Source organism: Mongoliimonas terrestris, assembly GCF_001927285.1.
In the GTDB taxonomy this organism is placed as follows: domain Bacteria; phylum Pseudomonadota; class Alphaproteobacteria; order Rhizobiales; family Pleomorphomonadaceae; genus Chthonobacter; species Chthonobacter terrestris.
The window spans coordinates 40,451-64,782 of sequence record NZ_MSIG01000004.1; the positions used below are offsets into that span (position 1 = coordinate 40,451).

The following is a 24,332-nucleotide window of genomic DNA, read 5'->3' on the forward strand; positions in this document are numbered from 1 at the left end:
GCGCGGCCTCCCGCACCGTCCATTCATAGATTTTTTACGATGGGTTGACGGTCTCGCGACACCGACGGGGCCTCGTCACCCGCCGGTTTCCCGTCCGTCCCCTTTCGGGACGGGTCGCTTCTCCCGTTCCGGGTCAGCTGGGGCCACCCTCTGCCGGCAAGGATCCGCCCTGTCCTCCGGCACCCGAATAAGAAGGCGTTGCGGACGCACGCTGACGATCAGTGTTGGTGATTGGTGAATCCTGTCTTGCGGCGCCGCACATGAACTGTCAGTTTTAATCCGGATGTCACTCGCAAGGCACCGGACCGGCGACCGCCGCGCCCGGCCTTGTTCTGAAGCTCCTGTTCGGAGTGCCGCATGGCGGACGGGCCGACTGTTCTCGATGTCAGAGACCTCAAGGTCGTGTTCGCGACCAGGGCCGGCGAGATCCACGCCGTCAACCGCGTCAGCTTCGACCTGAAGGCCGGCGAACTCCTCGGGGTCGTGGGCGAGAGCGGGTCCGGCAAGTCCGTGACCATGATGGCGCTCCTCGGCCTCTTGCCGTCGCCGCCGGCGGAGATCCGCTCCGGCCAGGTGCTGTTCGAGGGCGAGGATCTGGTCACCTGCGGGGCCCGCCGGCTGAAGGCCATCCGCGGCCATCGGATCGGCTTCGTCTTCCAGGATCCGATGACCTCGCTCAACCCGGTGTTCACGGTCGGCTTCCAGATCATGGAGCCGCTTCGCCGGCACCTCGGTCTCGACAAGGCGCGCGCGCGCCGCCGCGCCGCCGAACTCCTCGACCTCGTCGGCATCCCGGACGCGTCCCGCCGCCTCGGCGACTACCCGCACCAGTTCTCCGGCGGCATGCGCCAGCGGGTGATGATCGCCATCGCGCTCGCCTGCGAGCCGCGGCTCCTCATCGCCGACGAGCCCACCACCGCCCTCGACGTCACCATCCAGGCGCAGATCCTGGAACTCGTCCGGGATCTTCGCCGCTCCCTCGGCATGGCCATCGTGTGGATCACCCACGACCTCGGGGTGATCGCCGGCATCGCCGACCGGGTGATGGTCATGTACGCCGGCCAGGTGGTGGAGATGGCGCCCGTGCGCGACCTCTTCGCCGACCCGCGCCATCCCTACACCCGCGCGCTGCTCGCCACCGTGCCGTCCGTGCGCGGTCCGCGGGCCGACAAGCTGCAGGCGATCGACGGCCAGCCGCCGCTCCTCCTCGCCCATCCGGCCGCCTGCTCGTTCGCCCCCCGCTGCGCCCATGCGGCGGGCTCCTGCGCGGTCGCCAACCCGCCGCGCCGTCCGGTGATGCCCGCCCACGAGGTCGCCTGCGTGTTCGACATGGCCCGTGCCCGCCCGGCCCCGGTTCTGGACGTCGCCCATGGCTGAGCCGAGCGCCGCCCCGGCCGCCGCGCCGCTCGTCTCCGTCCGCGACCTCAAGGTCCACTTCCCGATCCTCTCCGGCGTGTTCCGCCGCCGCACCGGGGCCGTCCGCGCCGTCGACGGCGTCAGCTTCGACATCGCGGCCGGCGAGACCCTCGGCCTCGTCGGCGAATCCGGCTGCGGCAAGTCCACCACCGGCCGCGCCATGCTGCGGCTCGTGGAGCCGACCGCCGGCACCGTGCGCATCGGCGACGACGACATCACCACCGCGCCGCCGGGACATCTGCGCCGCTTGCGGCCGGCCATGCAGATGGTCTTCCAGGATCCGCAGGCGAGCCTCAACCCGCGCATGACCGTCATGGACATCATCGCCGAGCCGCTCGACGAGCACACCCGCCTCTCCCGCGCGGAAAAGCGCGACAAGGTGCTCGACCTGATGGACGCGGTCGGGCTCTCGGCGGATTTCGCCGGCCGCTATCCGCATGCCTTCTCCGGCGGCCAGCGCCAGCGCATCGGCATCGCCCGGGCGCTCGCCCTCAACCCGCGCTTCATCGTCTGCGACGAGCCGATCGCCGCCCTCGACGTCTCCATCCAGGCGCAGGTGGTCAACCTCCTGGAGGACCTGCAGGCCCGCTTCGGCCTCACCTACCTCTTCATCAGCCACGATCTCTCCATGGTCCGGCACATCGCCGACCGGGTGGCCGTCATGTATCTCGGCCACATCGTGGAGATCGCCCCGCGCGACGACCTCTTCGCCGCGCCGCTCCATCCCTACACGGAGGCGCTGCTCTCCGCCGTGCCGGAGCACGACCCGGCCGCCGAGGCGACCCGCCAGCGCATCATCCTCACCGGCGACGTGCCGTCGCCCGCCCGGCCGCCGGCCGGCTGCGCCTTCTCCACCCGCTGCCCGAAGGTCCAGCCCGTCTGCCGCACCACCGCGCCCGCCACGGTCGTGACGGCGCCCGGCCGCGCCGTCGCCTGCCATCTCGTCGCCGGTCCGGCCGCCGCCGGGTCCGTCGGCGCGAGCTGAAACCATCCACAACAATCACCGGACCACACCAGGGGGACTTCCATGCGCTTGAAACTCATTCTCCTCGCCACCGCGGCGGCCCTTGCCGGCGCCGGGCCGGCCCATGCCGAGCGGGGCGCCGACGGCCACGTCAACGTCATCTACTGGCAGGCTCCCTCGATCCTGAACCCCTTCCTCTCCGGCGGCACCAAGGACATCGAGTCCGCGTCCCTCGTCATCGAGCCGCTCGCCGGCTACGACGAAAAGGGCGTCCTCTTCCCCCGCCTCGCCGAATCCATCCCGACCGTGGAGAACGGCGGCGTCTCCGCCGACCTCACCACCATCACCTGGAAACTGAAGCCGGGCCTCCTGTGGTCCGACGGCACGCCGGTGACCAGCGCCGACGTGGTCTTCTCCTGGGAATACTGCACCCATCCGGAAGGCGGCTGCGCCCAGCTTGGCGCCTTCGAGGGCGTCAAGACCGTCGAGGCGGTCGACGACCTCACCGTGAAGGTGACCTTCGACGCCCAGAAGCCCGTGCCCTACGGCCCGTTCGTCGGCGGCCAGTCGCCCATCATCCAGAAGGCGCAGTTCGCCGACTGCCTCGGCACCAAGGCGCCGGAGTGCACCGCTGCCAACTTCGGGCCGATCGGCACCGGCCCGTTCAAGGTGGTCGACTTCAAGACCAACGACGTCATCCAGCTGGAAGCCAACCCGCACTACCGCGACCCGGCCAAGCCGGCCTTTGCCACCATGACCTTCAAGGGCGGCGGCGACGCCGCGGCGGCCGGCCGCGCCGTGCTGGAGACCGGCGAGTTCGACTACGCCTGGAACCTGCAACTCGCCCCGGACGTGCTGAAGGGCATGGCCGCCGCCGGCAAGGGCGAGGCCATGTCGGCCTTCGGCACCCTCGTCGAGCGCATCGAGATGAACCTCACCGATCCGTCGCCGAGCCTGCCGGAGGGCGAGCGCTCCACGGCCAAGCACCCGCACCCCATCCTCTCCGACCTCAAGGTCCGCAAGGCGCTCTCCATGGCGATCGACCGGGCGCTCCTCGTCGAAGTCGGCTACGGCCAGGCCGGGCGGCCCACCTGCAACATCGTGCCGGCGCCGGCCATGTTCGCCTCCGACAACACGGACTGCCTGAAGCAGGACATCGAGGGCGCCAAGGCCCTTCTGACGGAAGCCGGCTGGGTGCCGGGTCCGGACGGCGTGCGCGTCAAGGACGGCATGCGCCTGAAGCTTCTCTACCAGACCTCCGTCAACGCCGTCCGCCAGGACTTCCAGGCCCTCATCAAGCAGTGGTGGTCGGAGATCGGCGTGGAGACCGAGCTGAAGAGCATCGACGCCTCGGTCTACTTCGGCGCAGACCCGGGCTCGCCCGACACCTTCCAGCGCTTCTATGCCGACGTGGAGATGTACGCGAACAACTTCAACGGCACCGACCCGCAGGCCTATCTCGCCTCCTACACCTGCGAGAAGGCGCCGAAGCCGGAGACCCAGTGGCAGGGCGAGAACATCAACCGCTACTGCGACCCGGCCTACGACGCCCTGGTGGCGGAACTCGGCAAGACCGCGGACCTGACCAAGCGCACCGAGATCGCCAAGAAGCTCAACGAGATGCTGACCAAGGAGACCTACACCATCGTGCCGCTGGTCGACCGCGGCCGCGTCTCCGCCCGCTCCAACTCGCTCGGCGGCGTGGTGCTGAACACCTGGGACACCGAGCTCTGGAACGCCGCCGACTGGTACCGCATCAAGTGATCCCTTGATCTCCTGAACGCCTGATCTCGGCGCGGGCCGCCACGGCCGCCCGCGCCGCCCCATGCGCCACGCCCCGTCCGGACGGGGCGACCGCCAGGAGTTCCCCGCCGCCGATGCTCACCTTCACGCTGCGCCGTCTCCTCCTGTCGATCCCGACGCTCCTGGCGATCAGCCTCGTCATCTTCCTGATCCTGGAGCTCGCGCCCGGCGACCCGGTCGCCTCCATGCCGCTCACCATCCCGCCGGAAGTGCGCGAGAAGATCCGCGAATCCCTCGGCCTCGGGGCGCCCTTCCATGTGCGCTATCTTCTCTGGCTGAAGGCCTTCTTCGTCACCGAGCCGCTGCACGCCCTCGACGCGCTCCTCGGCACCGATTTCGCCGCCGGCTCCCAGCGCATCCTCTCCTTCCAGTCCCGCTCGCCGGTGTTCGACATCATCGCCGAGCGTCTGCCGCAGACCCTCACCGTGGTCGGCATGGCCTATCTCATCGGCGTCCTCATCGCGGTGCCGATCGGCATCATCTCCGCCTACCGCCAGTATTCCTGGTTCGACCAGATCGGCACGCTCATCGCCATGCTGGGCTATTCGGTGCCCACCTTCTTCACCGGCGTGCTCCTCATCGTCGTCTTCTCCGTCCACCTCGGCTGGTTCCCGTCCATCTACGACACCACCCTCGTGGTCGACAGCTGGGACAGCTTCCTCCTCCAGGTGCGCCAGATGACGCTGCCGGTGGCGGTGCTCGCCCTCTACAACGCCGCCCAGATCAGCCGCTTCATGCGCGCCTCCATGCTGGACAACCTCCACCAGGACTATGTGCGCACCGCCCGCGCCAAGGGCATGGGCGAGCGCGTGGTGGTGTTCGTCCACGTCTTGCGCAACTCCATGATCCCGGTGGTCACCGTGGTGGCGCTCGGGGTGCCGGGGGTGTTCGGCGGCGCCATCATCACCGAGCAGGTGTTCAAGGTGAACGGTCTCGGCCAGCTCCTCATCACCGCCATCTACGGCAACGACGTGCCGATGGTGCAGACGCTCACCTTCATCTTCGCCATCCTGATCGTGCTCTTCAACCTGGTGGCCGACGTGCTCTACGGCCTTCTCGACCCGAGGATCCGCTATGACTGACGCGCCCGCCCGCCCGGCCGAAGCCGCCGGCCCCGGCGGCGCGTCCCCGCCCGCCGCCGGGCAGACCCGAAAGCCGCCCGCCTCTCCGGCCGCCGCCGTTTGGCGCCAGTTCCGCAGCCACACCGGCGCCGTCGTCGGCCTCACGGTGTTCGCCGGCCTCGTCGTCGCCATCCTGTTCGGCCCGCTGGTCTGGACGGTGGATCCCCAGCTCATCGACATCCGCGCCCGCAACCTCGGCCCCACCTGGGCTCACCCGTTCGGCACCGACCAGCTCGGCCGCGACCTCCTCGCCCGGGTGCTCGCCGGCGGCCGGGTGTCGCTCGCGGTCGGCGTCACCGCCATGCTGCTGTCGCTCACCGTCGGCACCTTCGTCGGCGTCGTCGCCGGCTACTTCCACCGGCTCGACGGCCCCTTGATGCGGCTGACGGACCTCTTCCTCGCCCTGCCGGTGCTGCCGCTCCTCCTTGTTCTTGTGATGTTCTTCCGCGAACCGCTCGCCGGCGCCTTCGGGCCCGAGATGGGCACCTTCGTGCTCATCGTCTCGGCCATCGGCCTCACCTCCTGGATGCAGACGGCCCGCATCGTCCGCGGCGACGTGCTGGTGTTGAAGGAGCGGGAGTTCGTGCTCGCCTCAAGGTCGATCGGCACGCCCAGCCGGCGCATGATCACCCGCCACGTGCTGCCGAACGTGATGTCGCCCATCATGGTGTCCGCCACCCTCGGCATCGCCAGCGCCATCATCACCGAATCGGCCTTGAGCTTCCTCGGCCTCGGCTTCCCGCCCGACTTCCCCACCTGGGGCCGGCTCCTCTTCGATGCGATCGACTACATCCGCGACTATCCGGAGCGGGTGATGTGGCCGGGGCTCGCCATTTCGCTGGTCGTGCTCTCCGTCAACTACATGGGCGATGGCCTGCGCGACGCGCTCGATCCGCGCATCCGCGGCCGCTGACGATCGCTGTCCCGCCGACCCGGAGCCCTCAGCCCGGTTCGGGCGCGGGCGGCTTCAGCCCGCTGCGGCGGATGGCGTTGCGGCGAAGCGTGTAGGTGGCCGCGCTCAGGATCAGCACCGCCCCCACCACCGTCGCCCCCGTCGGCACCTCCGCATAGACGAACCAGCCCACCACGCCCATCATGATGAGGCGCAGATAGTGCAGCGGCGCCAGCGCCGAGGTGTCGCCCATGCGGAGCGCCCCGGTGAACAGCCATTGGCCGGAGGTGAAGAGCAGGCTCATCACGAACAGGATGACCGCGTCGAAGATCGTCGGCGTCACCCAGAACCAGAGCGCGGCGGGCGTCACCAGCATCAGCACCACCACGCCCTGCCAGAACATCACCGTCTCGGTGCGGTCGTAGTCGGCGCCGAGCCGCACGAAGATCATGCTGAGCGCGCCGAACACCGCGCCGGCGAGCGCCACCAGCGCGTAGACGTCCAGCCCGCCGCCGAACGGCCGCACCATGATGACCACGCCGACAAGCCCCACCGCCGCCGCCAGCCAGCGCCGCCAGCCGATCCGCTCCTTCAGAAGCACCGCGGCGAGCGCGGTGGCAAACAGCGCCTCGGTCATCTGGATGGCGGTCGCGTCGGCGAGCGGAATGAGGATCACCGCCGAAAGCCCGCACATCATGGCGCCGACGGCCGTCACCCCTCGCGCCACATGCAGATGCAGCCGGCGCGGCGCCCGGATCTCCGGCCAGAACCGCCGGTAGAAAGGCGCCATCAGGGCGAAGGCTGCCACCTGGCGCACGAACACCATCTCGATCACCGAAATGGTGTCGCCCACCGTTCGGGCGAACACCGCCATCGCCGAGAAGGTCACGAAGGAGAGGACCATCAGGATGGAGGCGGCGAGATTGGGCGTCAGTCCGGCGAAGGTTCTGGGAATCCGCGACGCCGTCTCCGCCAGGAAGGCCATGAACCCCATCTCCGGTTGGCCGCGCCGAGCGCGACTCGCAAGGGCGAGCCCCCGCAGCCATCACGCCCCCATCCGGTCATCCGATCAAGGCGAACGCGGGGCGATCGGCTTGGAAAACCCGCCTTCGCCCTTCCTACACCCCCATTCCGGATCGCGTGTGACGGCGCGCGCCCGCGACCGGCAACGCATCCGCCTCAATCCGTCAGCACCAAGTCCGGCGCGGCGCTCTCCGCCATCACCAGCCGGCCGTTCGGCAGGTCGTTCTCCTCCACCTTGCGGCGGATCTCGGCCGCCGGCAGGCCGAAGTGCAGCCAGCGGGCCGTCAGCCGCTCACGAAGCGTCTCCTCCGGCGTCGCCACCAGCACGGAAAGGTCGAGCAGCGGCCGGATGCGCGCCCAGGGATCGCGGCGCGCCAGGAGGTAGTTGCCCTCCGCCACGATGATGCCGGTGTCGCGGGGGATCAGCCGACCACCGGCGCGGGCGATCTCGATCGCCCGGTCGAACACCGGCACCGCGATCACCTCGTCCACATTCTCCTTCAGGCGTTTCAGGAGATGGATGAAGCCGTAGACGTCGAAGGTCTCGATGGCGCCCTTGCGCGGCAGGAGACCGAGTTCGCGCAGCACCGCGTCGTCGAAATGAAAGCCGTCCATCGGCAGCACGGCCGCAAGTCCGGCGCTCCGCGCGTTGATGGCCTTGGCCAAGGCGTCCGCCAGCGTGGACTTGCCGCTGCCCGGCGGCCCGGCGATTCCCACCACCAAGCGTTCACCCGTGTAGCGGGCAAACAGCTTGCCAGCCAGGCTTTCGGCGTTTTCCGTCACGGTCGGCATGGCCGGCCTCTTTTCCTCGCACCATCTGGATCGGGCACGTCTCCAGCGAAGGCGTGTCCGATTCCTTCGGCGTCACTCTGGCAAAGCTCCAACGAATAGGCGACTGATTATGTTCGCACTCTGGAAATCCGGAGGGGAAAACCCGTCGGCGCGCCGCGGCCCCGGGCAGGCGCTCGTTCCTGGCGCGCACCTGCTCCTCGCCGATTGCGGGAGCCAAAAACGGCGGATTGCGCTACCTCTCGGGTCAGTCGCCCTTGCAACGGACCCTTGCCGATGAGCAGCCCCAGCCTTTCCCCCGCCGGCGAAAACGCGCTCGCCGGCATCGCCCACCGCCACGGCTTCTCGCCGGACGCCGCCCGCGCCATGGTGGCGTCGCTCTTTCGCGGCGGCGGCGGCATGGCCCAGTTCAACCATCCGGAATTCGGCGGCATGGGCCAGTGGTCCCAGGGCGGCATGATCATGATCGGCGACATGTTCAACAACGGCCTGAAGGCCCGCGTCTCCGCCCTTGCCGAAGACCTCGCCTTCGCCATGGGCCAGGGCACGATCGTGGAGGTCCGCCCCGCCGCCGGCTTCGGCGGTTTCGGCGGCTTCTCCGGCGCCGACTGGTGGCCGGAGGGCCTTGGCGTTCCGTCCTCGTCCGGCGGCCAGAACACCAGCCGCTACGCGGTCTTCCCCGCCACCCGGCGGCTCGCCGTGGAGGTGGACGGCATCGTCACCGTCTACGACACCGGCGACCACCAGATCGGCGGCGTCTCCCAGCAGCAGGGCAACAGTCAGGACCTCGTGTTCCAGAGCCAGTACGGCAGCTTCCGCGTCCACGACCTGCCCCGCGTGCAGCCTGAGGGCCAAGCGCCCGTCCCCTCGCCGCCGGCCGACGCCGTGGCTTACGCCCCGCCGCCCACGAATCCCCCGCTGGGCGCGTTCGTCCCGCCAACGGCGACCCCGCGGGCCGCCGCCGAGGCGACGCCGGCCCCGGCCGCAGCCCCTTCCGGCACCGGCAGCCCGGGCGACATCGTCGCCGCCCTGGAACGGCTCGCCGCCCTCAAGGACAAGGGCTTCCTCTCCGACGACGAGTTCACCACCGCCAAGCGCGACCTGCTCTCGCGGCTTTGACCTGCCTCAGCGCGCCGGCTGCGGCACGTAGCGCCGCCAGTCGTGCTCCTCTCGGAAGCCCAGCACCTCGCGGGCCTTCCGGTTGGAGAGCGGCGCCTCCCGCTCGCCCATGGGGCGGCGGATCGGCACGCCCGGCTGGTAGGTCTTCAGGAAGGCCTCGGTCGGCAGGTCGGCCGTAATGGTGTCGTTCACCGCATTGAACACCTCGAAGCCGAGGCCGTCCTTCATCAGGCAGAGGTGCACGATCTGGCCGAGGTCGCGCGCGTCGATGTAGCTCCAGGCGTTCCGCTTGCGCGACATGGGGTCCGCCACGAAGGCCGGGAAGCGGTCGTACTCGTGCGGTTCGATCACGTTGCCGATCCTGAGCGCATAGATGTCCGCGCCCGTCCGCATCGCGAAAGCGCGGGCGGTCTTCTCGTTCACCACCTTGGAGAGCCCGTAGCTGTCCATCGGGTCGACGTCATAGTCCTCCTCCAGCGGGAAATGGTGGAAGTCCTTGTCGCCCTCGGCGAAGCAAACGCCGTAGGTGGTCTCGCTGGAGGCGATGATCACCTTAGCGATGCCGAGCTTCACCGCCGCCTCGATCACCGCATAGGTGCTCGTCACATTGGCCTTGAAGGTCTCGTTGTCCGGCTGGATCAGGATGCGCGGCACGGCGGCGAAGTGCACCACCGCGTCCACCTTGGCCGGCCCGGTGCCGCTCTCCAGTTCGCGCGTGTCGAAGTGCATGGAGAGCGCGTTGAACACCTGCCCGCTGTCGGTCACGTCGGTGATCAGCGTGTTGACGCCCGGGCAGTCGAGCGGCACCCGGTCGAGGTTCAGCACCTGGTGGCCGTAGCGCAGGAGCTCCGGGATCACGTGCCGGCCGGCCTTGCCGCTTCCGCCGGTGAACACGACGCGTTTGGTCATGGGATGGTCCTTTCAATGGGAGCGTCTCGGGCGAGCGATCGGCCCCGGTCAGGGCATCAGCTGGCCGCCGTTCACCTCGATCACCTGGCCGATCACATAGGCGGAGAGGCGTTCGGAGGCGAGGAACAGGTAGGCGCCGACGCACTCCTCCGCCGTGCCGAGCCGCCCGGCCGGAATGGTGGCGAGCGCCGCATCGAGCTGCGCCCGAGTGGAATAGCGTTCGTGGAAGGGCGTCTCGATCACGCCCGGCGCCACAGCGTTCACCCGGATGCCGAACGGGATCAGCTCCTTGGCCATGCCGCGCGTGACGTTTGCGACGAAGGCCTTGGACGAGCCGTAGACGCCGGCGCCGTTGCTCGCCCCGTTGCGGGCGGCGATCGACGTGGTGTTGATGATGAAGCCGCCTCCCGCCGTCTTCAGATGCGGAATGGCCGCGCGCGAGGCCGACAGCACGGACCGGGCGTTGAGGTCCATCACCGCGTCGTAGTGCGCGTCCGTCATCTCCGCATAGGGCACCCGGGCCACCATGCCGCCGGCGTTGTTGACGAGCCCGTCGAGCCCGCCGAAGGCCGCCGCCGTCTCCTCCACCACCGCCGCCATGGCGCCGGACCGGCTGGCGTCGCCCTGGACGAGGTGCGCCGTGCCGCCCGCCTCCGCGATCCGCCCGGCGAGCGCCTCGGCCGCCGCGCGGCTGGCGTTGTAGTGCAGCCCCACCCGCGCGCCGGTCGCCGCGAAGGCGAAGGCGAGCGCCGCCCCGATGCCCGTGGAGGCGCCGGTGATCAGCACCGCCTTGCCGGCGAGATCGGGGATCGTCGGCCAGGTGTCGGATGGGGCGGTCATCAAGGCTCTCCGGAGAAGGCGCGGCCGTCCGGTCCGGCGGCCGCCTGCCGCCAGACCTAGGGCGCTTCCCGCCTGGGCGCCAAGTCGTCAGTTGCCGCGATGATCTGCCGGCCCCGAGGCGATCGCCTCATCGCGACGCGCAGACGCCGGCCCTCACGGCCGCAGAACGCCCGTCGCGCGCACCGGCACCCGCCACACCGACGCGCTCGCCGTCACGAACAGGGTCGAGCGCTCCGGCCCGCCGAACGTCAGGTTGGCGACCGGCCCCTCGATCAGGATCTTGCCGAGCAGCGTGCCGTCCGGCGCAAGCGCATGCACCCCGTCGCCGGCGCTCGTCCACACGGTGCCGTCCGTCGCCACCCGCAGGCCGTCCGGCAGGCCCATGTCGATGGCGGCGAACACCCGCCCGTCGGCAAGCCGCCCGTCGTCCGTCACCCGGAAGGCGCGGATGTGCCGGGGCGCGTCCGCCACGTGGCTCGCCCCGCTGTCGGCCACGTAGAGCGTCGTCTCGTCCGGCGAGAAGGCGAGCCCGTTCGGCTGCAGGAAGTCGTCCACCACGCGCGTCACCGCCCCGCTCGCCCCGTCGATGCGGTAGACGCCGCGCACCGGCTGCTCCGGCTCGGCCTGGAAGCCCTCCCGGTCCGACATGATGCCGTAGGTCGGATCGGTGAACCACACGGACCCGTCCGCCTTCACCACCACGTCGTTCGGCGAGTTCAGCCGCCGGCCCTCGAACCGGTCGGCGAGCACGGTCCGCCGCCCGTCCGGCTCCGTGCGCACCACCGACCGGGTGCTGTGCTCGCACGTCACCAGCCGGCCCTCCCGGTCGCGGGTGTTGCCGTTGGCGAACCGGCTGTCCGCCCGGAACACCGACACGCCGCCCGTCGGCGTCCAGCGGAAGGTGGTGTGGTTCGGGATGTCGTTGAAGAGCAGCATGTCGAGGTCGGCGAACCACACCGGCCCCTCCGTCCAGGTCGCGCCGGTGTGGATCCGCTCCGGCCGCGCGTCGCCGTCGATCATCGCTTCGAAGCGCGCGTCGAGCACCAGATAGGGGCTGTCCATGGCCGGTCCTCAGCTCCGCCGACGCCGCAGCTGGTCGAAATAGACGATCACGATGATCAGCCCGCCGGTGATGATCCGCTGCCAGAACGAGTTCACGTTGAGAAGGTTCGCGCCGTTGTTGATGGTCGCCAGGATGAAGGCGCCGAGGAGCGGCCCGTGCACCGAGCCGACCGCGCCGAACAGCGACGTGCCGCCGATCACCGACGAGGCGATCGCCTGCAGCTCCCAGCCCTCCGCCTGGGTGGCGTTGCCGATGCCGATGCGCGCGGCAAGGAGCAGGCCCACGAACGAGGCGAACAGCGCCGACAGCACATAGGCCATGTAGATGATCCGCCGCACGTTCACGCCGGACAGCCGCGCCGCCTCCGCGTTGGAGCCGACCGCGAACAGGTAGCGGCCCCAGCGCGAGTGGTTGAGCAGGATGTAGGCCGGGACGGCCACCAGGATGACCATCCAGAACAGGCTCGGAATGCCGAGGAAGTTCGCCCGCGAGAAGGCCGTGAAGGTGTCGTTGGTGATCGAGATGGTGGCCCCGTTGGTGATCAGGAGCCCGATGCCGCGCAGCGACGTCAGCGTCGCCAGCGTGATGATGAAGGGCGGCAGGCCCATGCGCACGATGCCGAAGCCGTGGAAAAGCCCGATGCCGACGCCGATCAGGAGCGTCAGGATCACCGCCACCGGGATCGGCAGGTTCCATTGCAGGAAGAGCGACACGATCACGCTCGTGAAGCCCACGATGGCGCCGACCGACAGGTCGATGCCACCGGTGATGATCACGAAGGTCTGGCCGATCGCCAGGATGGCGATCATGGAGCCCTGCCGGAGCAGGTTGGAGATGTTGTTGCCCGTCCAGAAGCTCTGGGTGGCGAAGCCGAGCACGACCCAGAGCAGCAGCAGCAGCGCGAGCAGCGTCAGGCCGAACAGGAAGTTGAGCCGGCTCTGGGGCAGGAGGCGGGACTTGGTGGTCACGTCGGTCATGGCATGTCCCTCAAACGCCGATCGCTCGGGTCAGGATGTCTTCGTGGCTCGCCTGTCGGTAGCCATGGCTGGAGACGAGCGCCCCGCGGCGGAACACGTGCAGCGTGTCGGCCAGCTCGTACACCTCCGGCAGGTAGGAGGAGATCAGGATGATCCCGGCCCCGCGCGACAGGAGTTCGGAGAAGAGGCGGTAGATCTCCGCCTTGGTGCCCACGTCGACGCCCACGGTCGGCTCGTCGAAGATGAAGAGCCGCGCCCCGTGGTTCAGCCACTTGCCGATCACGATCTTCTGCTGGTTGCCGCCCGAGAGGCTGGAGGCGAGCGTGCCGCGCGACGGCGTCTTGATCCGAAGGCCGGCGATCTGCGCGTCCGCCATCTCGGCCTCGCGCCGGCCGTTGATCAGCCCGCCCGCGGACAGGCGCTCGTAGACCGGCAGGTTGATGTTGAACCCGACCGGCAGGTTGAGGCAGAGCCCCTGGTCGCGCCGGCTCTCCGGGGCGAGCGCGATGCCGAGCTCGATCGCCTGATGCTCGCTGCGGATGTCCACCTCCTGGCCGTCCCACAGCACCGTCCCGGCGGTCCGCTTGTGCCGGCCGAACACGGTGGTGACGAACTCGCTCCGCCCGGCGCCGATCAGGCCGTAGAGGCCCACGATCTCGCCCTCCCGCACGGTGACCGACACGTTTTCGAAGCCCGGCCCGGAGAGCCCGCGCGTCTCCAGGATGGTTTTGCCCGGGGTGTAGGGGTCCTTGTGGTAGATCTGCTCGATCGAGCGGTTGATCATCAGCGAGATCAGGTCCGCCTCGTCGGTCTCGCCGATGGCGCGGGTGCCGACCAGGGTGCCGTCGCGCAGGATCGAGACCCGGCTTGCAAGCTCGAACACCTCCTCCATGCGGTGGCTGATGTAGACGATCGTCACCCCTTGCGCCTCCAGGCGGCGGATCAGCGCGAACAGCTGCGCCGCCTCCCGCCGGGTCAGGTAGGCGGTCGGCTCGTCGAAGATCAGGAAGCGGGTGCCGCGGGTGGCCGCGCGGGCGGCGGCGATCAGCTGCTGCTGGCCGATGGTGAGGTCGCCGAGAACCGCATGGGCCGGCAGGTCGAAGCCGAGGTCGTCGAGGATCGCCTGCGCCTCGCGCACCATCGCCCGGTGCTTCAGGAGGCCGCCGCCGGTCCGCTCCTCGCCGAGGAACATGTTGGCCGCCACGCTCAGGTGGCGGCAGAGCACCACCTCCTGGTGCACGGCGTTGATGCCGAGGTCGATCGCCTCGTGCGGCGTCGACAGGGCCACCGGCCGGCCTTCCCAGAAGATCTCGCCGCCCGAGCGCGGAATGACGCCGGTCAGAAGCTTGATCAGCGTCGACTTGCCGGCGCCGTTCTCGCCCACGATGGCGTGGATTTCGCCGGCCTTGAACGCAAGGTCCGCCGGCTTCAGCGCGTGGGTGCCGATGTAGCGCTTCTCCAGCCCGCGCAGCTCCAGGATCGGGGCGTCGGCCGGGCCGCGCGGCCCCTTGGGCGCGGTCGCGTCGGCGGTCGATGAGGTCATGGATCGTCTCCCGGAAACGGGCGGGCGCGAGGGCAGGGGGCGTGTCGCCCCGCGCACCCTCGCCGTGGAGGAGGGCCCTCTCGGACCCTCGACCGCGAAGCCGTACGGCCACCCCGGGGCCTGTCGAAGGGCGCCGGGGTGGCCGTTTCCGTCGGCTGGTCAGTCCAGCTTGGGGTTCAGGAGGGCGGCGATCTTCTCGTCGCCCATGTTCGCCTTGGTGACGAGGTTGGCGCCGGTGTCCACGAACTTCTCCACCGCTTCACCCTTGGAGGCGGCGAGGGCGGTCTTGATGCCGTCGTAGCCCATCCGGAACGGATCCTGCACCACGAGCCCGGCGATCACCCCGTCGGTCAGGAACTTGACGAGCTTGTCGTCGCTGTCGAAGCCGATGAGCTTGATCTTGTCGGCCGCGTTGTTCTCCGCGATCGCCTGACCGGCGCCCTGGGCCATGATCAGGTTGGAGGCGAACACGCCGCGCAGGTTCGGGTTGGCGGTGATCAGGTCGGTCATGATGTTGAGGCCGGTGGTGGCCTGGCCGTCCGCCACCTTGTCGGCGACGAGGTTCAGCTTGGGGTACTTGGCCGCCAGCTGCTCCTTGAAGCCCTGGGCGCGCTGGTCGAGCGAGCCGACGCCCGGCAGCGAGGTGATCAGGGCGACGTCGCCTTCCACCGCGCCGAACTGGGCCTCGATCGCCTGGGCGAGGCCGTCGGCCGCCACGCGCCCGCCTTCCACGTTGTCCGTGGTGAGGAAGGACGTGAAGGCGTCGCTGTCGGCCGAGGAGTCGATGCCGATGATCTTCACCGAATTGGCCGCCTCGGTGATCGGCTGGCCGAGCGCCTTGAACTCGGTCGGCGAGATCACGATGGCCGCCGGGCTGCCGGCCACGGCGTTCTCCAGGATGGAGATCTGGCCGTTGATGTCGGCCTCCGACTGGGCACCGAGCTCCGGCACGGTGACGCCGAGGTCCTTGCCGGCCTTGCGGGCGCCGGCGAGCACGATCTGCCAGTAGAAGGAGGTGGTGTCCTTCACGATGATCGGAATGGTCACGTCCTGGGCGGAGGCGACGGAGACCGGCAGGGCGCCGATCATCAGGGCGGCGGCGGCGGCGCCGACAACGGCGCGGCGGGTCAGGGACTTCAGAGTGGTCATTGGGGTCGTTCTCCCTCGGCGTTTCGATCTTGTGAGGCCCGTCCGGTTCGATAACGCCACTCGACCGAACTTTTTATACATAAAAAACAGATGGCACCCGGACGCTAGATCAACCCGGATCATCTTGCAAGCGTCTGCAAGCTTGAAAGAATCCTCCCGCTTTGCACCATTCCAATGCCGTGATGCAGCATGTTCAATTTGTGATGGATGCTGTCTGTCGGACAAAATGGTCTCTTCTCACGCCTTGCGAATTGTGTCCTTTATGGAAAAAAGACAGCGTACGACAGGCGCAGGGGTTCATGTCGAAGCAGAACACCGTGTTCAAGGATGCGTACAACCGGGCGCTGGGGTTGCTGGAGAACGAGGCGCGGCTGCCGTCCGAGCCGGATCTGGCGCTGCGCCTGAAAGTCAGCCGCACCACGGTCCGGTCGATCCTTGCGCAGATGGTGGACGCCGGCCTGATCCGCTGGGACAAGCGCGAGAAGACGGTGCTGCGCGCGCCCACCCTTGCGGACCGCTTCCCCGAGCACGAGACCGACAGCGTCGCCGAGATCATCGAGCGCCGCTTCATGCAGCAGATCCTGGCCGGCGGCGCCGAGCCCGGCATGCAGATCAACGAGCTGGAGCTTGCCCGCGACATCGGTGTCGGGACCACGCCCGTGCGGGAGTTCCTGATCCGCTTCAGCCGCTTCGGCCTGATCGAGAAGCGCCCGAACAGCCACTGGGTGCTGAAGGGCTTCACCCGCGACTTCGCCCTGGAGCTCACCGAGGTGCGGGAGATGTTCGAGCTGCGCTCCGCCGCCGCCTTCGTGCGCCTGCCGCCGGACCATCCGGCCTGGCGCGATCTCGCCGCCGTGGAGGCCGAGCACGCGGCCCTTTTACGGGACATCGACCGACGCTACCCGGACTTCTCCGAGCTCGACGAGCGCTTCCACCGCATCGTCCACGGAGCGTCGCGCAACCGCTTCATCATCGACTTCTACGACGTCATCGCCATTGTCTTCCACTACCACTACCAGTGGAACAAGACCGACGCGAAGGCCCGCAACACCATCGCCATCCAGGAGCACCTGCTCTACATCGCGGCGCTGCGCTCCGGCGATCCCTTGCGCGTCGAAGACGCCTGCCGCCGCCACCTCGCCTCCGCCCGCGCCACCCTCCTCGGCAGCCTCGCCCCCGTCCCCGAACCCGCGCTCTAGCCGCCAAGGGCCGCCGCCCGGGGGACGCCTCCTTCCCCTCAACAGGTCGGCGGAGCCGACGCCCGAAGGGTTGGAAGGGATAGTCTCCTTTCTTTCTTTGCGTGGCGCGTCCTCGACAAGGACCGATCGCGCCCCTCAAGTGTTAGACTGCGAACCGCTTTCCCTCACGCCCCCTTAGGACCCTTGAGCTCATGAGCGTCGCCTTCACCCGCGAGGAGGACCTGGAGGCCGCGGCCGCCCACCTTCCCGACCGGCCGATCTCCCCGCACCGCAACCTCGTCACGCCGGAGGGCCTGAAGGCGTTGGAGACCGGGCTCGCCGAGGCCCGCGCCGCCTATGCCGCCGCCCAGGTGGCCGGCGACGTGCAGGCCGACCGCACCGCCATGGCCAAGGCCACCCGCGACCTTCGCTACTTCACCGCCCGCGTGCGCACCGCCGAGCCGGTCACCGCCGAGGCCCCGGCCGGCGTGGTCGCCTTCGGCCGCCGCGTCACCTTCGAGCGCGACGACGGCCGCCGCCAGACCTACCGGATCGTCGGCGAGGACGAGGCGGACCCAGCGCGGGGCACCATCTCCTACGTGTCGCCGCTCGCCGCCGCCCTTCTCGGCCGCGCCGTCGGCGATCTGGTGCCGTTCGGCGACGGCGACCTGGAAATTCTCGCCGCGGACGAGCCCGCCTGATCGTCGGTCCGGCCGCCGCCAGCTGGCCGGCCGTCCGCCATCGGTCCGATTGCTGACTTGGCATCCGTCGTCCAATGCCCTAACCCAGACCCCAGCCAGCCTTCGGGCGAGCCGAGGGGAGCCGGATGGACGCGCCGTCGCCAGCACTGGGGCCGACCACCCCCGCCGTCTCGCCGCCCGCCGACCCGCCGGCCGATCCCGGCCGCCGCCGCCGCCGTGCCCGCACGGCCGCCATCGCCAGCGCCGCGACCGGTCTCGTCGCCGGCACGGCCGCCCTTTTCGCCGGCCGGTCCGGCTGGGCCGACGGTCTCTTCATCGCCGGCATCGCGCCGGTCTTCCTCCTCCTCATGATCGACTTCGTGGCGAGCCTCCGCGCCCGCCGCTTCGGCCTCGACATCGTGGCCGCCGCCGCCATCGTGTCGGCGCTCCTCGTCGGCGAAACGCTCGCCGCCGCCGTCGTCGCCCTGATGCTGGCGGGCGGACAGGCGCTGGAGGCCTATGCGGAGGGCCGCGCGGGCGCCGCCATGAACGCGCTCCTCGCCCGCGTGCCGCGCACTGCCCTGCGCTATGCCGACGGCAGGCTGGAGACCGTGCCGATCGACGCCGTCCGCCCCGGCGACCGCCTGCTCGTCCGCCAGGGCGACGTGGTGCCGGCGGACGGCACCGTGCTCGGGCCGGCGGTCCTCGACGAGGCGGCCATCACGGGCGAGTCCCTGCCGGTCACCCGCCGCGCCGGGGAGGCGGTGCTGAGCGGCGGCGCCAACGTCGGCAACGCGTTCGATCTTCACGCCACCCGCACCGCCGCCGACAGCACCTTCGCCGGCATCGTCCGCCTGGTGGAGGAGGCGACCCGCGCCGAGGCGCCCGCCACGCGCCTCGCCGACCGCTTCGCCCTCGGCTTCACGATCCTCACCGCCGTCCTCTCGCTCGCGGCCTGGTGGGTCTCCGGCGATCCGGTCCGCGCCGTCGCCGTGCTCGTGGTGGCGACGCCCTGTCCGCTCATCCTCGCGGTTCCGGTCGCCATCGTGGCGGGCCTCTCGCGCGCCGCCCAGCGCGGCATCCTCGTCAAGGGCGGCGGCGCCCTGGAGGCGCTCGCCCGCGTCCGGACCCTGGTGGTCGACAAGACCGGCACGCTGACGAAGGGCGCCGCCGCCGTCGCGGACGTCCGTCCCGCGCCGCCCTTCGCGGCCGCCGACCTCCTCCGCCTTGCCGCCGCCCTCGATCAGGCGTCGCAGCACGCGGTCGCCCGCGCCCTCGTCGCCGCCGCCCGGCGCGACGGCCTCGACCTGCCGCCGCCGACCGACGTGACGGAGACCCCCGGCGAGGGCGTCGAGGGTCTCGTGGACGGCCGCCGCGTCCGCGTCGGCGGCAAGGCCTACGCGCTCGCCGGCCTGCCGCCGGACGTGGCCGCCGCCGCCCGCGCCCTGGCGCCCGCCGACCATCTCACCGTGGCGGTGACGGTGGACGGCGCCTTCGCCGGCCTCGTCCTCCTCGCCGATGTCCTCCGCCCCGACGCCGCCGACACGCTCGCCCGCCTGAAGGCGCTCGGCGTCGCCCGCATCGTGCTCGCCACCGGCGATCGGCAGGCGGTCGCCGCCGCCATCGCCGCCGGCCTGCCGCTCGACCACGTGGCCGCCGACCTCGACCCGGAGGCCAAGATCGCCCTGGTGCGGGCCGAGCGGCGGAACGCCCCGGTGATGATGGTGGGCGACGGGGTCAACGACGCGCCCGCGCTCGTCGCCGCCGACGTCGGCGTCGCCATGGGGGCGAAGGGCGCGGCGGCGTCGGCCGAAGCGGCCGACGTGGTGCTCCTCGCCGACAGCCTCGGCGGCCTCGTGGAGGCGGTGTCGATCGCCCGCCGCTCCCGCCGCATCGCGCTTCAGAGCGTCGTCGTCGGCCTCGGCCTGTCGCTCGCTGGCATGGTGGCGGCGGCGTTCGGGCTGCTGCCGCCGGTGCAGGGCGCCTTCCTCCAGGAGGCAATCGACGTGGCCGTCATCCTCAACGCTCTCCGCGCGCTGCAGGGCGATCCGCTCCCTGGCGGCCAGTCGCGGCCCGGCGCCTGAACGATCAAGCTTCAGCTTACGCTTGGGCTTGGCAAGTCTTTGCGAGCAGAGATCCAGCCACCCGACCGCCATTCCATCGCACCCGCGTCGATCGACACCCGCGCTCGTCTTCGATTTCATCCGGAACAACCGCTTCGCTGCCCCGTTGCACTCTCCGTAGGCTCAATCGTGAGCTTCCAATATGTTCGGAGACAGCGATGCGCACCCTGAAAACGTCTGCCTTTGCCCTCTCGGTCCTGATGCTCTCGTCGGCTGCCTTCGCGCAGACCACCCCGGGTGCCACCACGACCAACCCCAGCGAGACGGAAACCGACGCCGGGATCATCGAGTCCATCACCCCGTCCAACCAGCCGCCGCAGACCGGCGGTACCACGGGCGCCACCGGTGCGACGGGCGCCGCCGGCACCATGGACAACAGCGCCGGCGCCGCGCCGGAGAACACCAACCCGAGCGAATCCGAGCAGGGCGCCAGCCGCCTGCAGGAGCTGCAGCAGAACTGCCCGGAAGGCCAGACGCGCGCGAACGTCGGCGCCGAATGCATGCCGCAGTAATTTTCGACCCGGCGTTCGTTCGCCCGACGGCGGGATGGCCTCGCAATTCGGCCGCCGTCAGGGCGTGAACAGCCCAAGACCCCGCCCACCGGATCCCGGTGGACGGGGTTTTTTGTTGGGCGTCGAGCGTCCATCCAAGACGGAGCGCCCCGCACGGGGGAGGGAGCCCCGTGCGAGGCGCCGCCGCCCCGGAGGCGATCGGCACGGCGGACCACCCGCCGCCCGACCGTCCCTGTCCGCTTCGCCTTTTACATGGCCGGCATGGCAGCGATGTCGAGCACCGGCCCGCTGACGCCCGAAACCTTGCCGAGCGCGGTCGCGGCGCCCGTCTCCAGGTTCACCGCGTAGAGCGTGTCGCCGGCCATCAGCCAGCCGTCGTTCTTGCCGTCCGCGCCGGCCAGGATGTCGAACGCATAGGTCTCGGCGGTCACGCCCAGCTTGCCCACCGCGTTCAGCACGCCGTCGTTCGGCGGCGCCTGGCGGATCAGCCCGCCGATGGTGGCGTCGATGTCGTAGAGCGCGGTCTCCGTCGCCCCCGCCATCGAATTGGTGTAGGCGCCCGCCACGATGTTCGGCGTCTCGCCCTTGTGCATGTCGGCCTCGGCGAAGGCCAGCTTGCCGTCCGTCGTCACCTTGCCGTCGTCCACGTTGGCGCGAAGGTTGGTGCCGTCGCTGCCCATCACGCGCAGGCGGTCGGCCACCGGGTTGAAGTCCACGGTCGCCACCGCATTGTCCGGCAGCATGGTGTCGAGGGTGGAGACCTTGGTGGCCGCCCCGCTCATCGGGTCGATGGTCACCACGGTGCCGTCGGCCGCAAGGCCGTAGAGCTTGCCGTCGGCCGGCCGCACGTCGATGCCGACGAGGGTGCTCTCCACGCCCGACACGGTCATCGGCTCGGCCGCCGCATAGGTCGCCGTGTCCACGATGGCGATCCGGTTGTCCTCCAGAAGCGCCGCCACGGAGGCGGCGGAAGCCGGCGCGCTGGCGGCGGCGATGGCGATCAGGCTGAAGGCGAGGGTGGCAGTTCTCATGAAAGATCCTCCTCTTGCGGCCGCAGGCAGCCCGCATGGGCGCCAGCCGGTCCGGTCGTGACGGCAAGACCCGGAGGGGTCCGGTTCTCGCCGGGCAGGGACGGGAGCCGTCGTCGACTCCACGAAAGCGGCTACACGCGGCCCCGCCGGTTGGATGCAGCGACGAAGATTTATTTCTGCCCGTCCGACATCCGATGGCCGGTCCGGCGTGTATGCTCCCCATGCGCCGCCTTCAAACCCGTGCCCCAGAACCCACCCCAGAACCCGCCCCAGAACCCATCATCGTGCCCCCGCCCGTCCTCTCCTCATCGCTGCCGCCGAAGGGCGACCAGGGGCTCGCGTCCGCGCTCGGCCGCTGCGCCAAGGGTGACGCCGCGGCCCTCCGCGAGCTCTACGAGGCGATGGCCCCCCGCATGCTCGGCGTTGCCATCCGGCTGCTGCGGCGGCGTGATCTCGCCGAGGAGGTGGTCCACGACACCTTCCTGGCCATCTGGCAGAAGGCGCCCGGCTTCGATCCGGCGCGCGGCGGCGCGGAAACATGGATGTTCGCCATCCTCCGCCACCGGGCGCTCAACGTGCTGCGCGGCGAGGCGCGGAGCGATCTCGTCGACGACTTCGAACCGCTCGCCCTCGTTGCCGACGAGCCGGACGCGGAGGCGATCGTCACGGCCCTCTCCGAGGCCGGCGCCCTCCGCCGCTGCCTGGAGCGGCTCGATCCGGTGCGCCGCCACGCCATCGTGCTCGCCTACACCCACGGTCTCTCCCACGGCGAACTCGCTGGCCGCCTCGGCCAGCCGCTCGGCACGGTCAAGTCCTGGATCCGGCGCAGCCTGATCGCCCTTCGGGAGTGCCTGGCATGACCGACGACGCGCAGGACAGGCTCGCCGCCGAATACGCCATGGGGCTTCTCGACGCCGACGAGGCGGCGCTCGCCGAGGCGCTCCTCGCGGACGATCCGGTGTTCGCCGGTCTGGTGGAGGACTGGCGCGCCCGCCTCCTGGAGCTCGACGCCACCGCGCCGGCCGAAGCGCCCGACCCGCACCTCTGGAGTCGGATCGAAGCTGGCCTCGCCCAGCCGGCCGGCGCCGGCGACGGAGCATCGGCCGCCCGAACGCCAATAGCGCCGGCCTCGCCGCCCGCGGTCCTCGGCCCGGACGCCCCTGACATAACCGCGCCCATCGATCTTGCCGAACGGCGCCGCGCCCGCCAGCAAGGCGTCGGCCTCTGGCGTGCCGCCGCGGTCACGGCCACCGCCGCCGCGGTCGTCCTTGCTGTCGCGCTCGCGACCGTCATCCGCACCCTCGACCGCGCACCGGTGCTCGTCACCGTGCTCCTCGCCGAACCGGGCCGGCCAGCCGCCGTCGTCAACACCTTCCCGGACGGCCGCACCGAACTCGTCCCGCTCACCACGGTCGACGTTCCCGCGGGCAAGGCGCTCCAGGTCTGGACCCTCTACGACCGGGAGCGCGGCCCCGTCTCCGTCGGCCTCATCGACGTGATGCGCAGCATCGAGCTCGGCCTGGAGGGCCTCCCCCGCCCGGCCGAAGACCAGCTCTTCGAGATCACCCTGGAACCCGCCGGCGGCTCCCCCACCGGCCGCCCCACCGGCCCCATCCTGATGAAGGGCACCGCCGACCGCGCCTTATGACCTGCCCGGCGGGCCGAACTGCCGTCAGGCGATAGCTCTTCCGGCGCTGCTCAGTTCCGGTTCAGCCCCATTTCCCGGCTCTGCAGTTTTTTCTTCCACAAGGACTCCAGATCCAGGATGTCGTCCGTGGTCGCATGGGAACCTGCAACCTCCAGAATTGACACTTGGTAGTCGCTAGGGTCACGGCTCCGCAGCCCAACGTTCCCGCCGTTTCCGTCACTCGCATAGGACAGCCACCGGCCCAGAAACCCGAGATGGCCGGTCGCGCTACCGACATACTGCTCCCGGGTTCGTGGGCATGTCAGCAGATACACACCACGGGACGCGCTAAGGACGCTTGCCCAGGACGTCGGTAGTGTGGAGAGGGCGGACATCTGCACGACGAAGCGCGTGAACCCTGGAAAGGCCGGCTCTTGAAAGTCACGGCGGAGTTCCAGGACGACCTTGTCTTGGTTGTCCGCCCGCTGGATCCATGACCGTGTTCCCGCGCCCCAATCGAGTACGAGCCGCCCCGCGAGATCGTCAAGTTGCGGGTCGCGAGTGAGGCTGTAGAGGTCGCAGCTGTTAACGGGATCAACGCCGGTGGTATGGACCCAACGGCGCTCGACTGTGTTGAGCCCCACGTACTGGCAGCGATAAAAGCCGGCGAAGAGCGTCTCACCAGCCGGCGTGCCAACGAACGACGCCCAGTAATCCGCCTGAAGGCGGCTCCTGTTTTCCGGACTCTGAGTTTCCTGATAGGTCTCGAACACCTGCCGGTCCTCTCGCCAAAGTTCGTACGGGGAGCGGCCCTTGTCGGCGCGTCCGTCCTGATGGCGGAGCAGTCTTACGGACGCAGGTACGATGTCGGCTTGGCGAAGAAGGCTGTTGAAGCGCAGCGGCATCGAGCTAAGCCGGTTCTGGATCGGGGCTGCGGGTCGGGCCGCCGCGGTCGGGGTGGTTCCTAGCGACGGCCCGATTCAGGATGCCATCGTAACCAGCAACCAACTCCCCTGCTATCGACGTCAGAGTCCGAACCCGGGACCGTTCACCGCCGGGCCGAAGAGGCCGAGGGCGATGTGGAGGAGGGCCATGCCGATGGAGAGCGGCAGGCGGAGCGCCATCCACCAGGGCGGCGCCAGATCGCGCCGGCTGAGCGCCCGGTCCATCAGGAGGGAGGCGAGGAAGGCGAGGCCGAGAAGGAATACCGAGACCGGCGACAGAAAGATGCCCGCCAGGGCGCCGACGAGGCTCGGCACCACGCTGAGGCTCAGCCACACGGCCAGCGTCCGGGCCGGCGCGCGGGACGCGGCGATGCCCCACCAGGCGCCGCCGAGAAAGCTCAGGATGGTGATGCCGTAGTAGGCGCCCGCCACGAAACCGAACCGCGCCACGTCCGTGTCGCCGACCAGCACGGCGACGAGCGCTGCCAGCGTCGGCAGCAGGCCGGCGGCACCGAGGATGAGCGCGGGGCGGGGAACGCTATGCATGCTTTTTATTACGAATCAGGATCCGCCGAAGATCACAGGCGCGAAACCTGCGGACCAATCGTGTTCCACTGAAGGCGGAAGCG

General features: G+C 70.0%; 23 protein-coding genes. 12 read left to right on the plus strand and 11 right to left on the minus strand.

Annotation, left to right across the window (positions count from 1 at the left end; all coding sequences use genetic code 11):
* Positions 1-357 precede the first annotated feature (357 nt).
* The 5 genes from BUQ68_RS06680 to BUQ68_RS06700 all read left to right on the plus strand — a co-directional run bounded on the left by BUQ68_RS06680 (position 358) and on the right by BUQ68_RS06700 (position 6,217).
* Positions 358-1,377, plus strand: coding sequence for an ABC transporter ATP-binding protein (locus BUQ68_RS06680; protein ID WP_075215182.1), 1,020 nt, complete (start codon positions 358-360; stop codon positions 1,375-1,377).
* Positions 1,370-2,401, plus strand: a complete 1,032-nt coding sequence (locus tag BUQ68_RS06685) for an ABC transporter ATP-binding protein (protein ID WP_075215183.1) — start codon at positions 1,370-1,372, stop codon at positions 2,399-2,401. The genes BUQ68_RS06680 and BUQ68_RS06685 overlap by 8 nt, the downstream gene beginning before the upstream one ends.
* Positions 2,402-2,443: 42 nt before the next feature.
* Positions 2,444-4,144 (plus strand): peptide ABC transporter substrate-binding protein, encoded by a 1,701-nt coding sequence (locus tag BUQ68_RS06690; protein ID WP_075215184.1) that lies wholly within the window; start codon positions 2,444-2,446, stop codon positions 4,142-4,144.
* Between the two features lie 113 nt (positions 4,145-4,257).
* Positions 4,258-5,265, plus strand: a complete 1,008-nt coding sequence (locus BUQ68_RS06695; RefSeq protein ID WP_075215185.1) for an ABC transporter permease — start codon at positions 4,258-4,260, stop codon at positions 5,263-5,265.
* Positions 5,258-6,217: an ABC transporter permease gene (locus BUQ68_RS06700; RefSeq protein ID WP_075215186.1), complete on the plus strand. Its 960-nt coding sequence runs from the start codon at positions 5,258-5,260 to the stop codon at positions 6,215-6,217. The genes BUQ68_RS06695 and BUQ68_RS06700 overlap by 8 nt, the downstream gene beginning before the upstream one ends.
* A 28-nt stretch (positions 6,218-6,245) precedes the next feature.
* Here the strand turns inward: BUQ68_RS06700 and BUQ68_RS06705 are convergent, their stop codons facing one another.
* Positions 6,246-7,181 carry a DMT family transporter gene (locus BUQ68_RS06705; RefSeq protein ID WP_075215187.1) on the minus strand — a complete coding sequence of 312 codons (936 nt, stop codon included), beginning with the start codon at positions 7,179-7,181 and terminating at the stop codon, positions 6,246-6,248.
* A gap of 194 nt (positions 7,182-7,375) precedes the next feature.
* Complete coding sequence (locus BUQ68_RS06710) at positions 7,376-8,011, minus strand: nucleoside triphosphate hydrolase (RefSeq protein ID WP_075215188.1); 636 nt, start codon at positions 8,009-8,011, stop codon at positions 7,376-7,378.
* A 273-nt stretch (positions 8,012-8,284) separates the two neighbouring features.
* Here BUQ68_RS06710 and BUQ68_RS06715 point away from each other — a divergent pair, with 273 nt between their 5' ends.
* Positions 8,285-9,127: an SHOCT domain-containing protein gene (locus BUQ68_RS06715; protein ID WP_075215189.1), complete on the plus strand. Its 843-nt coding sequence runs from the start codon at positions 8,285-8,287 to the stop codon at positions 9,125-9,127.
* Positions 9,128-9,133: 6 nt separating this feature from the next.
* On the opposite strand, the gene BUQ68_RS06720 is transcribed toward BUQ68_RS06715, so the two are convergent.
* The 6 genes from BUQ68_RS06720 to BUQ68_RS06745 all read right to left on the minus strand — a co-directional run bounded on the left by BUQ68_RS06720 (position 9,134) and on the right by BUQ68_RS06745 (position 15,548).
* On the minus strand, positions 9,134-10,036 hold the full coding sequence (locus BUQ68_RS06720; protein WP_075215190.1) for an NAD-dependent epimerase/dehydratase family protein: 903 nt from the start codon (positions 10,034-10,036) through the stop codon (positions 9,134-9,136).
* Positions 10,037-10,084: 48 nt separating this feature from the next.
* Entirely contained in the window at positions 10,085-10,876 is a 792-nt protein-coding gene (locus tag BUQ68_RS06725; RefSeq protein WP_075215191.1) for an SDR family NAD(P)-dependent oxidoreductase, read from the minus strand.
* A 153-nt stretch (positions 10,877-11,029) separates the two neighbouring features.
* On the minus strand, positions 11,030-11,938 hold the full coding sequence (locus BUQ68_RS06730) for an SMP-30/gluconolactonase/LRE family protein (RefSeq protein ID WP_075215192.1): 909 nt from the start codon (positions 11,936-11,938) through the stop codon (positions 11,030-11,032).
* A gap of 9 nt (positions 11,939-11,947) precedes the next feature.
* On the minus strand, positions 11,948-12,916 hold the full coding sequence (locus BUQ68_RS06735) for an ABC transporter permease (RefSeq protein ID WP_075215193.1): 969 nt from the start codon (positions 12,914-12,916) through the stop codon (positions 11,948-11,950).
* A gap of 10 nt (positions 12,917-12,926) precedes the next feature.
* Entirely contained in the window at positions 12,927-14,459 is a 1,533-nt protein-coding gene (locus BUQ68_RS06740) for a sugar ABC transporter ATP-binding protein (protein WP_075215194.1), read from the minus strand.
* Between the two features lie 159 nt (positions 14,460-14,618).
* On the minus strand, positions 14,619-15,548 hold the full coding sequence (locus BUQ68_RS06745) for an ABC transporter substrate-binding protein (RefSeq protein WP_245293199.1): 930 nt from the start codon (positions 15,546-15,548) through the stop codon (positions 14,619-14,621).
* 359 nt (positions 15,549-15,907) lie between these two features.
* Between BUQ68_RS06745 and BUQ68_RS06750 the strand changes: the two genes are divergently transcribed.
* The 4 genes from BUQ68_RS06750 (at position 15,908) to BUQ68_RS06765 (ending at position 20,101) form a co-directional block, all read left to right on the plus strand.
* On the plus strand, positions 15,908-16,807 hold the full coding sequence (locus BUQ68_RS06750; RefSeq protein ID WP_075215196.1) for a GntR family transcriptional regulator: 900 nt from the start codon (positions 15,908-15,910) through the stop codon (positions 16,805-16,807).
* A gap of 191 nt (positions 16,808-16,998) precedes the next feature.
* Positions 16,999-17,487 carry a transcription elongation factor GreA gene (gene greA / locus BUQ68_RS06755; RefSeq protein WP_075215197.1) on the plus strand — a complete coding sequence of 163 codons (489 nt, stop codon included), beginning with the start codon at positions 16,999-17,001 and terminating at the stop codon, positions 17,485-17,487.
* A gap of 125 nt (positions 17,488-17,612) precedes the next feature.
* Positions 17,613-19,550: a heavy metal translocating P-type ATPase gene (locus BUQ68_RS06760; RefSeq protein WP_083656355.1), complete on the plus strand. Its 1,938-nt coding sequence runs from the start codon at positions 17,613-17,615 to the stop codon at positions 19,548-19,550.
* A 197-nt stretch (positions 19,551-19,747) separates the two neighbouring features.
* Positions 19,748-20,101 carry a hypothetical protein gene (locus tag BUQ68_RS06765; RefSeq protein ID WP_075215198.1) on the plus strand — a complete coding sequence of 118 codons (354 nt, stop codon included), beginning with the start codon at positions 19,748-19,750 and terminating at the stop codon, positions 20,099-20,101.
* Positions 20,102-20,349: 248 nt separating this feature from the next.
* On the opposite strand, the gene BUQ68_RS06770 is transcribed toward BUQ68_RS06765, so the two are convergent.
* On the minus strand, positions 20,350-21,132 hold the full coding sequence (locus tag BUQ68_RS06770; RefSeq protein WP_075215199.1) for a DUF4394 domain-containing protein: 783 nt from the start codon (positions 21,130-21,132) through the stop codon (positions 20,350-20,352).
* A gap of 284 nt (positions 21,133-21,416) precedes the next feature.
* On the opposite strand from BUQ68_RS06770, the gene BUQ68_RS06775 reads away from it, so the two are divergent.
* Both BUQ68_RS06775 and BUQ68_RS06780 read left to right on the plus strand, forming a co-directional pair.
* Entirely contained in the window at positions 21,417-21,992 is a 576-nt protein-coding gene (locus tag BUQ68_RS06775) for a sigma-70 family RNA polymerase sigma factor (RefSeq protein WP_245293183.1), read from the plus strand.
* Complete coding sequence (locus tag BUQ68_RS06780; protein WP_075215200.1) at positions 21,989-22,780, plus strand: anti-sigma factor; 792 nt, start codon at positions 21,989-21,991, stop codon at positions 22,778-22,780. Before BUQ68_RS06775 ends, BUQ68_RS06780 begins: the two co-directional genes overlap by 4 nt.
* Before the next feature lie 50 nt (positions 22,781-22,830).
* On the opposite strand, the gene BUQ68_RS06785 is transcribed toward BUQ68_RS06780, so the two are convergent.
* Together BUQ68_RS06785 and BUQ68_RS06790 are read right to left on the minus strand one after the other, a co-directional pair.
* Positions 22,831-23,532: a GIY-YIG nuclease family protein gene (locus tag BUQ68_RS06785; protein WP_245293184.1), complete on the minus strand. Its 702-nt coding sequence runs from the start codon at positions 23,530-23,532 to the stop codon at positions 22,831-22,833.
* Between the two features lie 252 nt (positions 23,533-23,784).
* Positions 23,785-24,249, minus strand: a complete 465-nt coding sequence (locus BUQ68_RS06790) for a DUF3429 domain-containing protein (RefSeq protein ID WP_075215202.1) — start codon at positions 24,247-24,249, stop codon at positions 23,785-23,787.
* Positions 24,250-24,332: the final 83 nt, after the last annotated feature.

Bases quoted from the DNA above. Each gene is read 5' to 3' on its own strand.
- BUQ68_RS06715 (WP_075215189.1), top strand. From the start codon at position 8,285: ATGAGCAGCCCCAGCCTTTCCCCCGCCGGCGAAAACGCGCTCGCCGGC.
- BUQ68_RS06720 (WP_075215190.1), bottom strand. From the start codon at position 10,036: ATGACCAAACGCGTCGTGTTCACCGGCGGAAGCGGCAAGGCCGGCCGG.
- BUQ68_RS06690 (WP_075215184.1), top strand. From the start codon at position 2,444: ATGCGCTTGAAACTCATTCTCCTCGCCACCGCGGCGGCCCTTGCCGGC.
- BUQ68_RS06735 (WP_075215193.1), bottom strand. From the start codon at position 12,916: ATGACCGACGTGACCACCAAGTCCCGCCTCCTGCCCCAGAGCCGGCTC.
- BUQ68_RS06710 (WP_075215188.1), bottom strand. From the start codon at position 8,011: ATGCCGACCGTGACGGAAAACGCCGAAAGCCTGGCTGGCAAGCTGTTT.
- BUQ68_RS06740 (WP_075215194.1), bottom strand. From the start codon at position 14,459: ATGACCTCATCGACCGCCGACGCGACCGCGCCCAAGGGGCCGCGCGGC.
- BUQ68_RS06770 (WP_075215199.1), bottom strand. From the start codon at position 21,132: ATGAGAACTGCCACCCTCGCCTTCAGCCTGATCGCCATCGCCGCCGCC.
- BUQ68_RS06780 (WP_075215200.1), top strand. From the start codon at position 21,989: ATGACCGACGACGCGCAGGACAGGCTCGCCGCCGAATACGCCATGGGG.
- BUQ68_RS06760 (WP_083656355.1), top strand. From the start codon at position 17,613: ATGGACGCGCCGTCGCCAGCACTGGGGCCGACCACCCCCGCCGTCTCG.
- BUQ68_RS06750 (WP_075215196.1), top strand. From the start codon at position 15,908: ATGTCGAAGCAGAACACCGTGTTCAAGGATGCGTACAACCGGGCGCTG.
- BUQ68_RS06730 (WP_075215192.1), bottom strand. From the start codon at position 11,938: ATGGACAGCCCCTATCTGGTGCTCGACGCGCGCTTCGAAGCGATGATC.
- BUQ68_RS06765 (WP_075215198.1), top strand. From the start codon at position 19,748: ATGCGCACCCTGAAAACGTCTGCCTTTGCCCTCTCGGTCCTGATGCTC.
- BUQ68_RS06790 (WP_075215202.1), bottom strand. From the start codon at position 24,249: ATGCATAGCGTTCCCCGCCCCGCGCTCATCCTCGGTGCCGCCGGCCTG.
- BUQ68_RS06700 (WP_075215186.1), top strand. From the start codon at position 5,258: ATGACTGACGCGCCCGCCCGCCCGGCCGAAGCCGCCGGCCCCGGCGGC.
- BUQ68_RS06685 (WP_075215183.1), top strand. From the start codon at position 1,370: ATGGCTGAGCCGAGCGCCGCCCCGGCCGCCGCGCCGCTCGTCTCCGTC.
- BUQ68_RS06695 (WP_075215185.1), top strand. From the start codon at position 4,258: ATGCTCACCTTCACGCTGCGCCGTCTCCTCCTGTCGATCCCGACGCTC.
- BUQ68_RS06725 (WP_075215191.1), bottom strand. From the start codon at position 10,876: ATGACCGCCCCATCCGACACCTGGCCGACGATCCCCGATCTCGCCGGC.
- greA (WP_075215197.1), top strand. From the start codon at position 16,999: ATGAGCGTCGCCTTCACCCGCGAGGAGGACCTGGAGGCCGCGGCCGCC.
- BUQ68_RS06705 (WP_075215187.1), bottom strand. From the start codon at position 7,181: ATGGCCTTCCTGGCGGAGACGGCGTCGCGGATTCCCAGAACCTTCGCC.
- BUQ68_RS06745 (WP_245293199.1), bottom strand. From the start codon at position 15,548: ATGATCGGCGCCCTGCCGGTCTCCGTCGCCTCCGCCCAGGACGTGACC.
- BUQ68_RS06680 (WP_075215182.1), top strand. From the start codon at position 358: ATGGCGGACGGGCCGACTGTTCTCGATGTCAGAGACCTCAAGGTCGTG.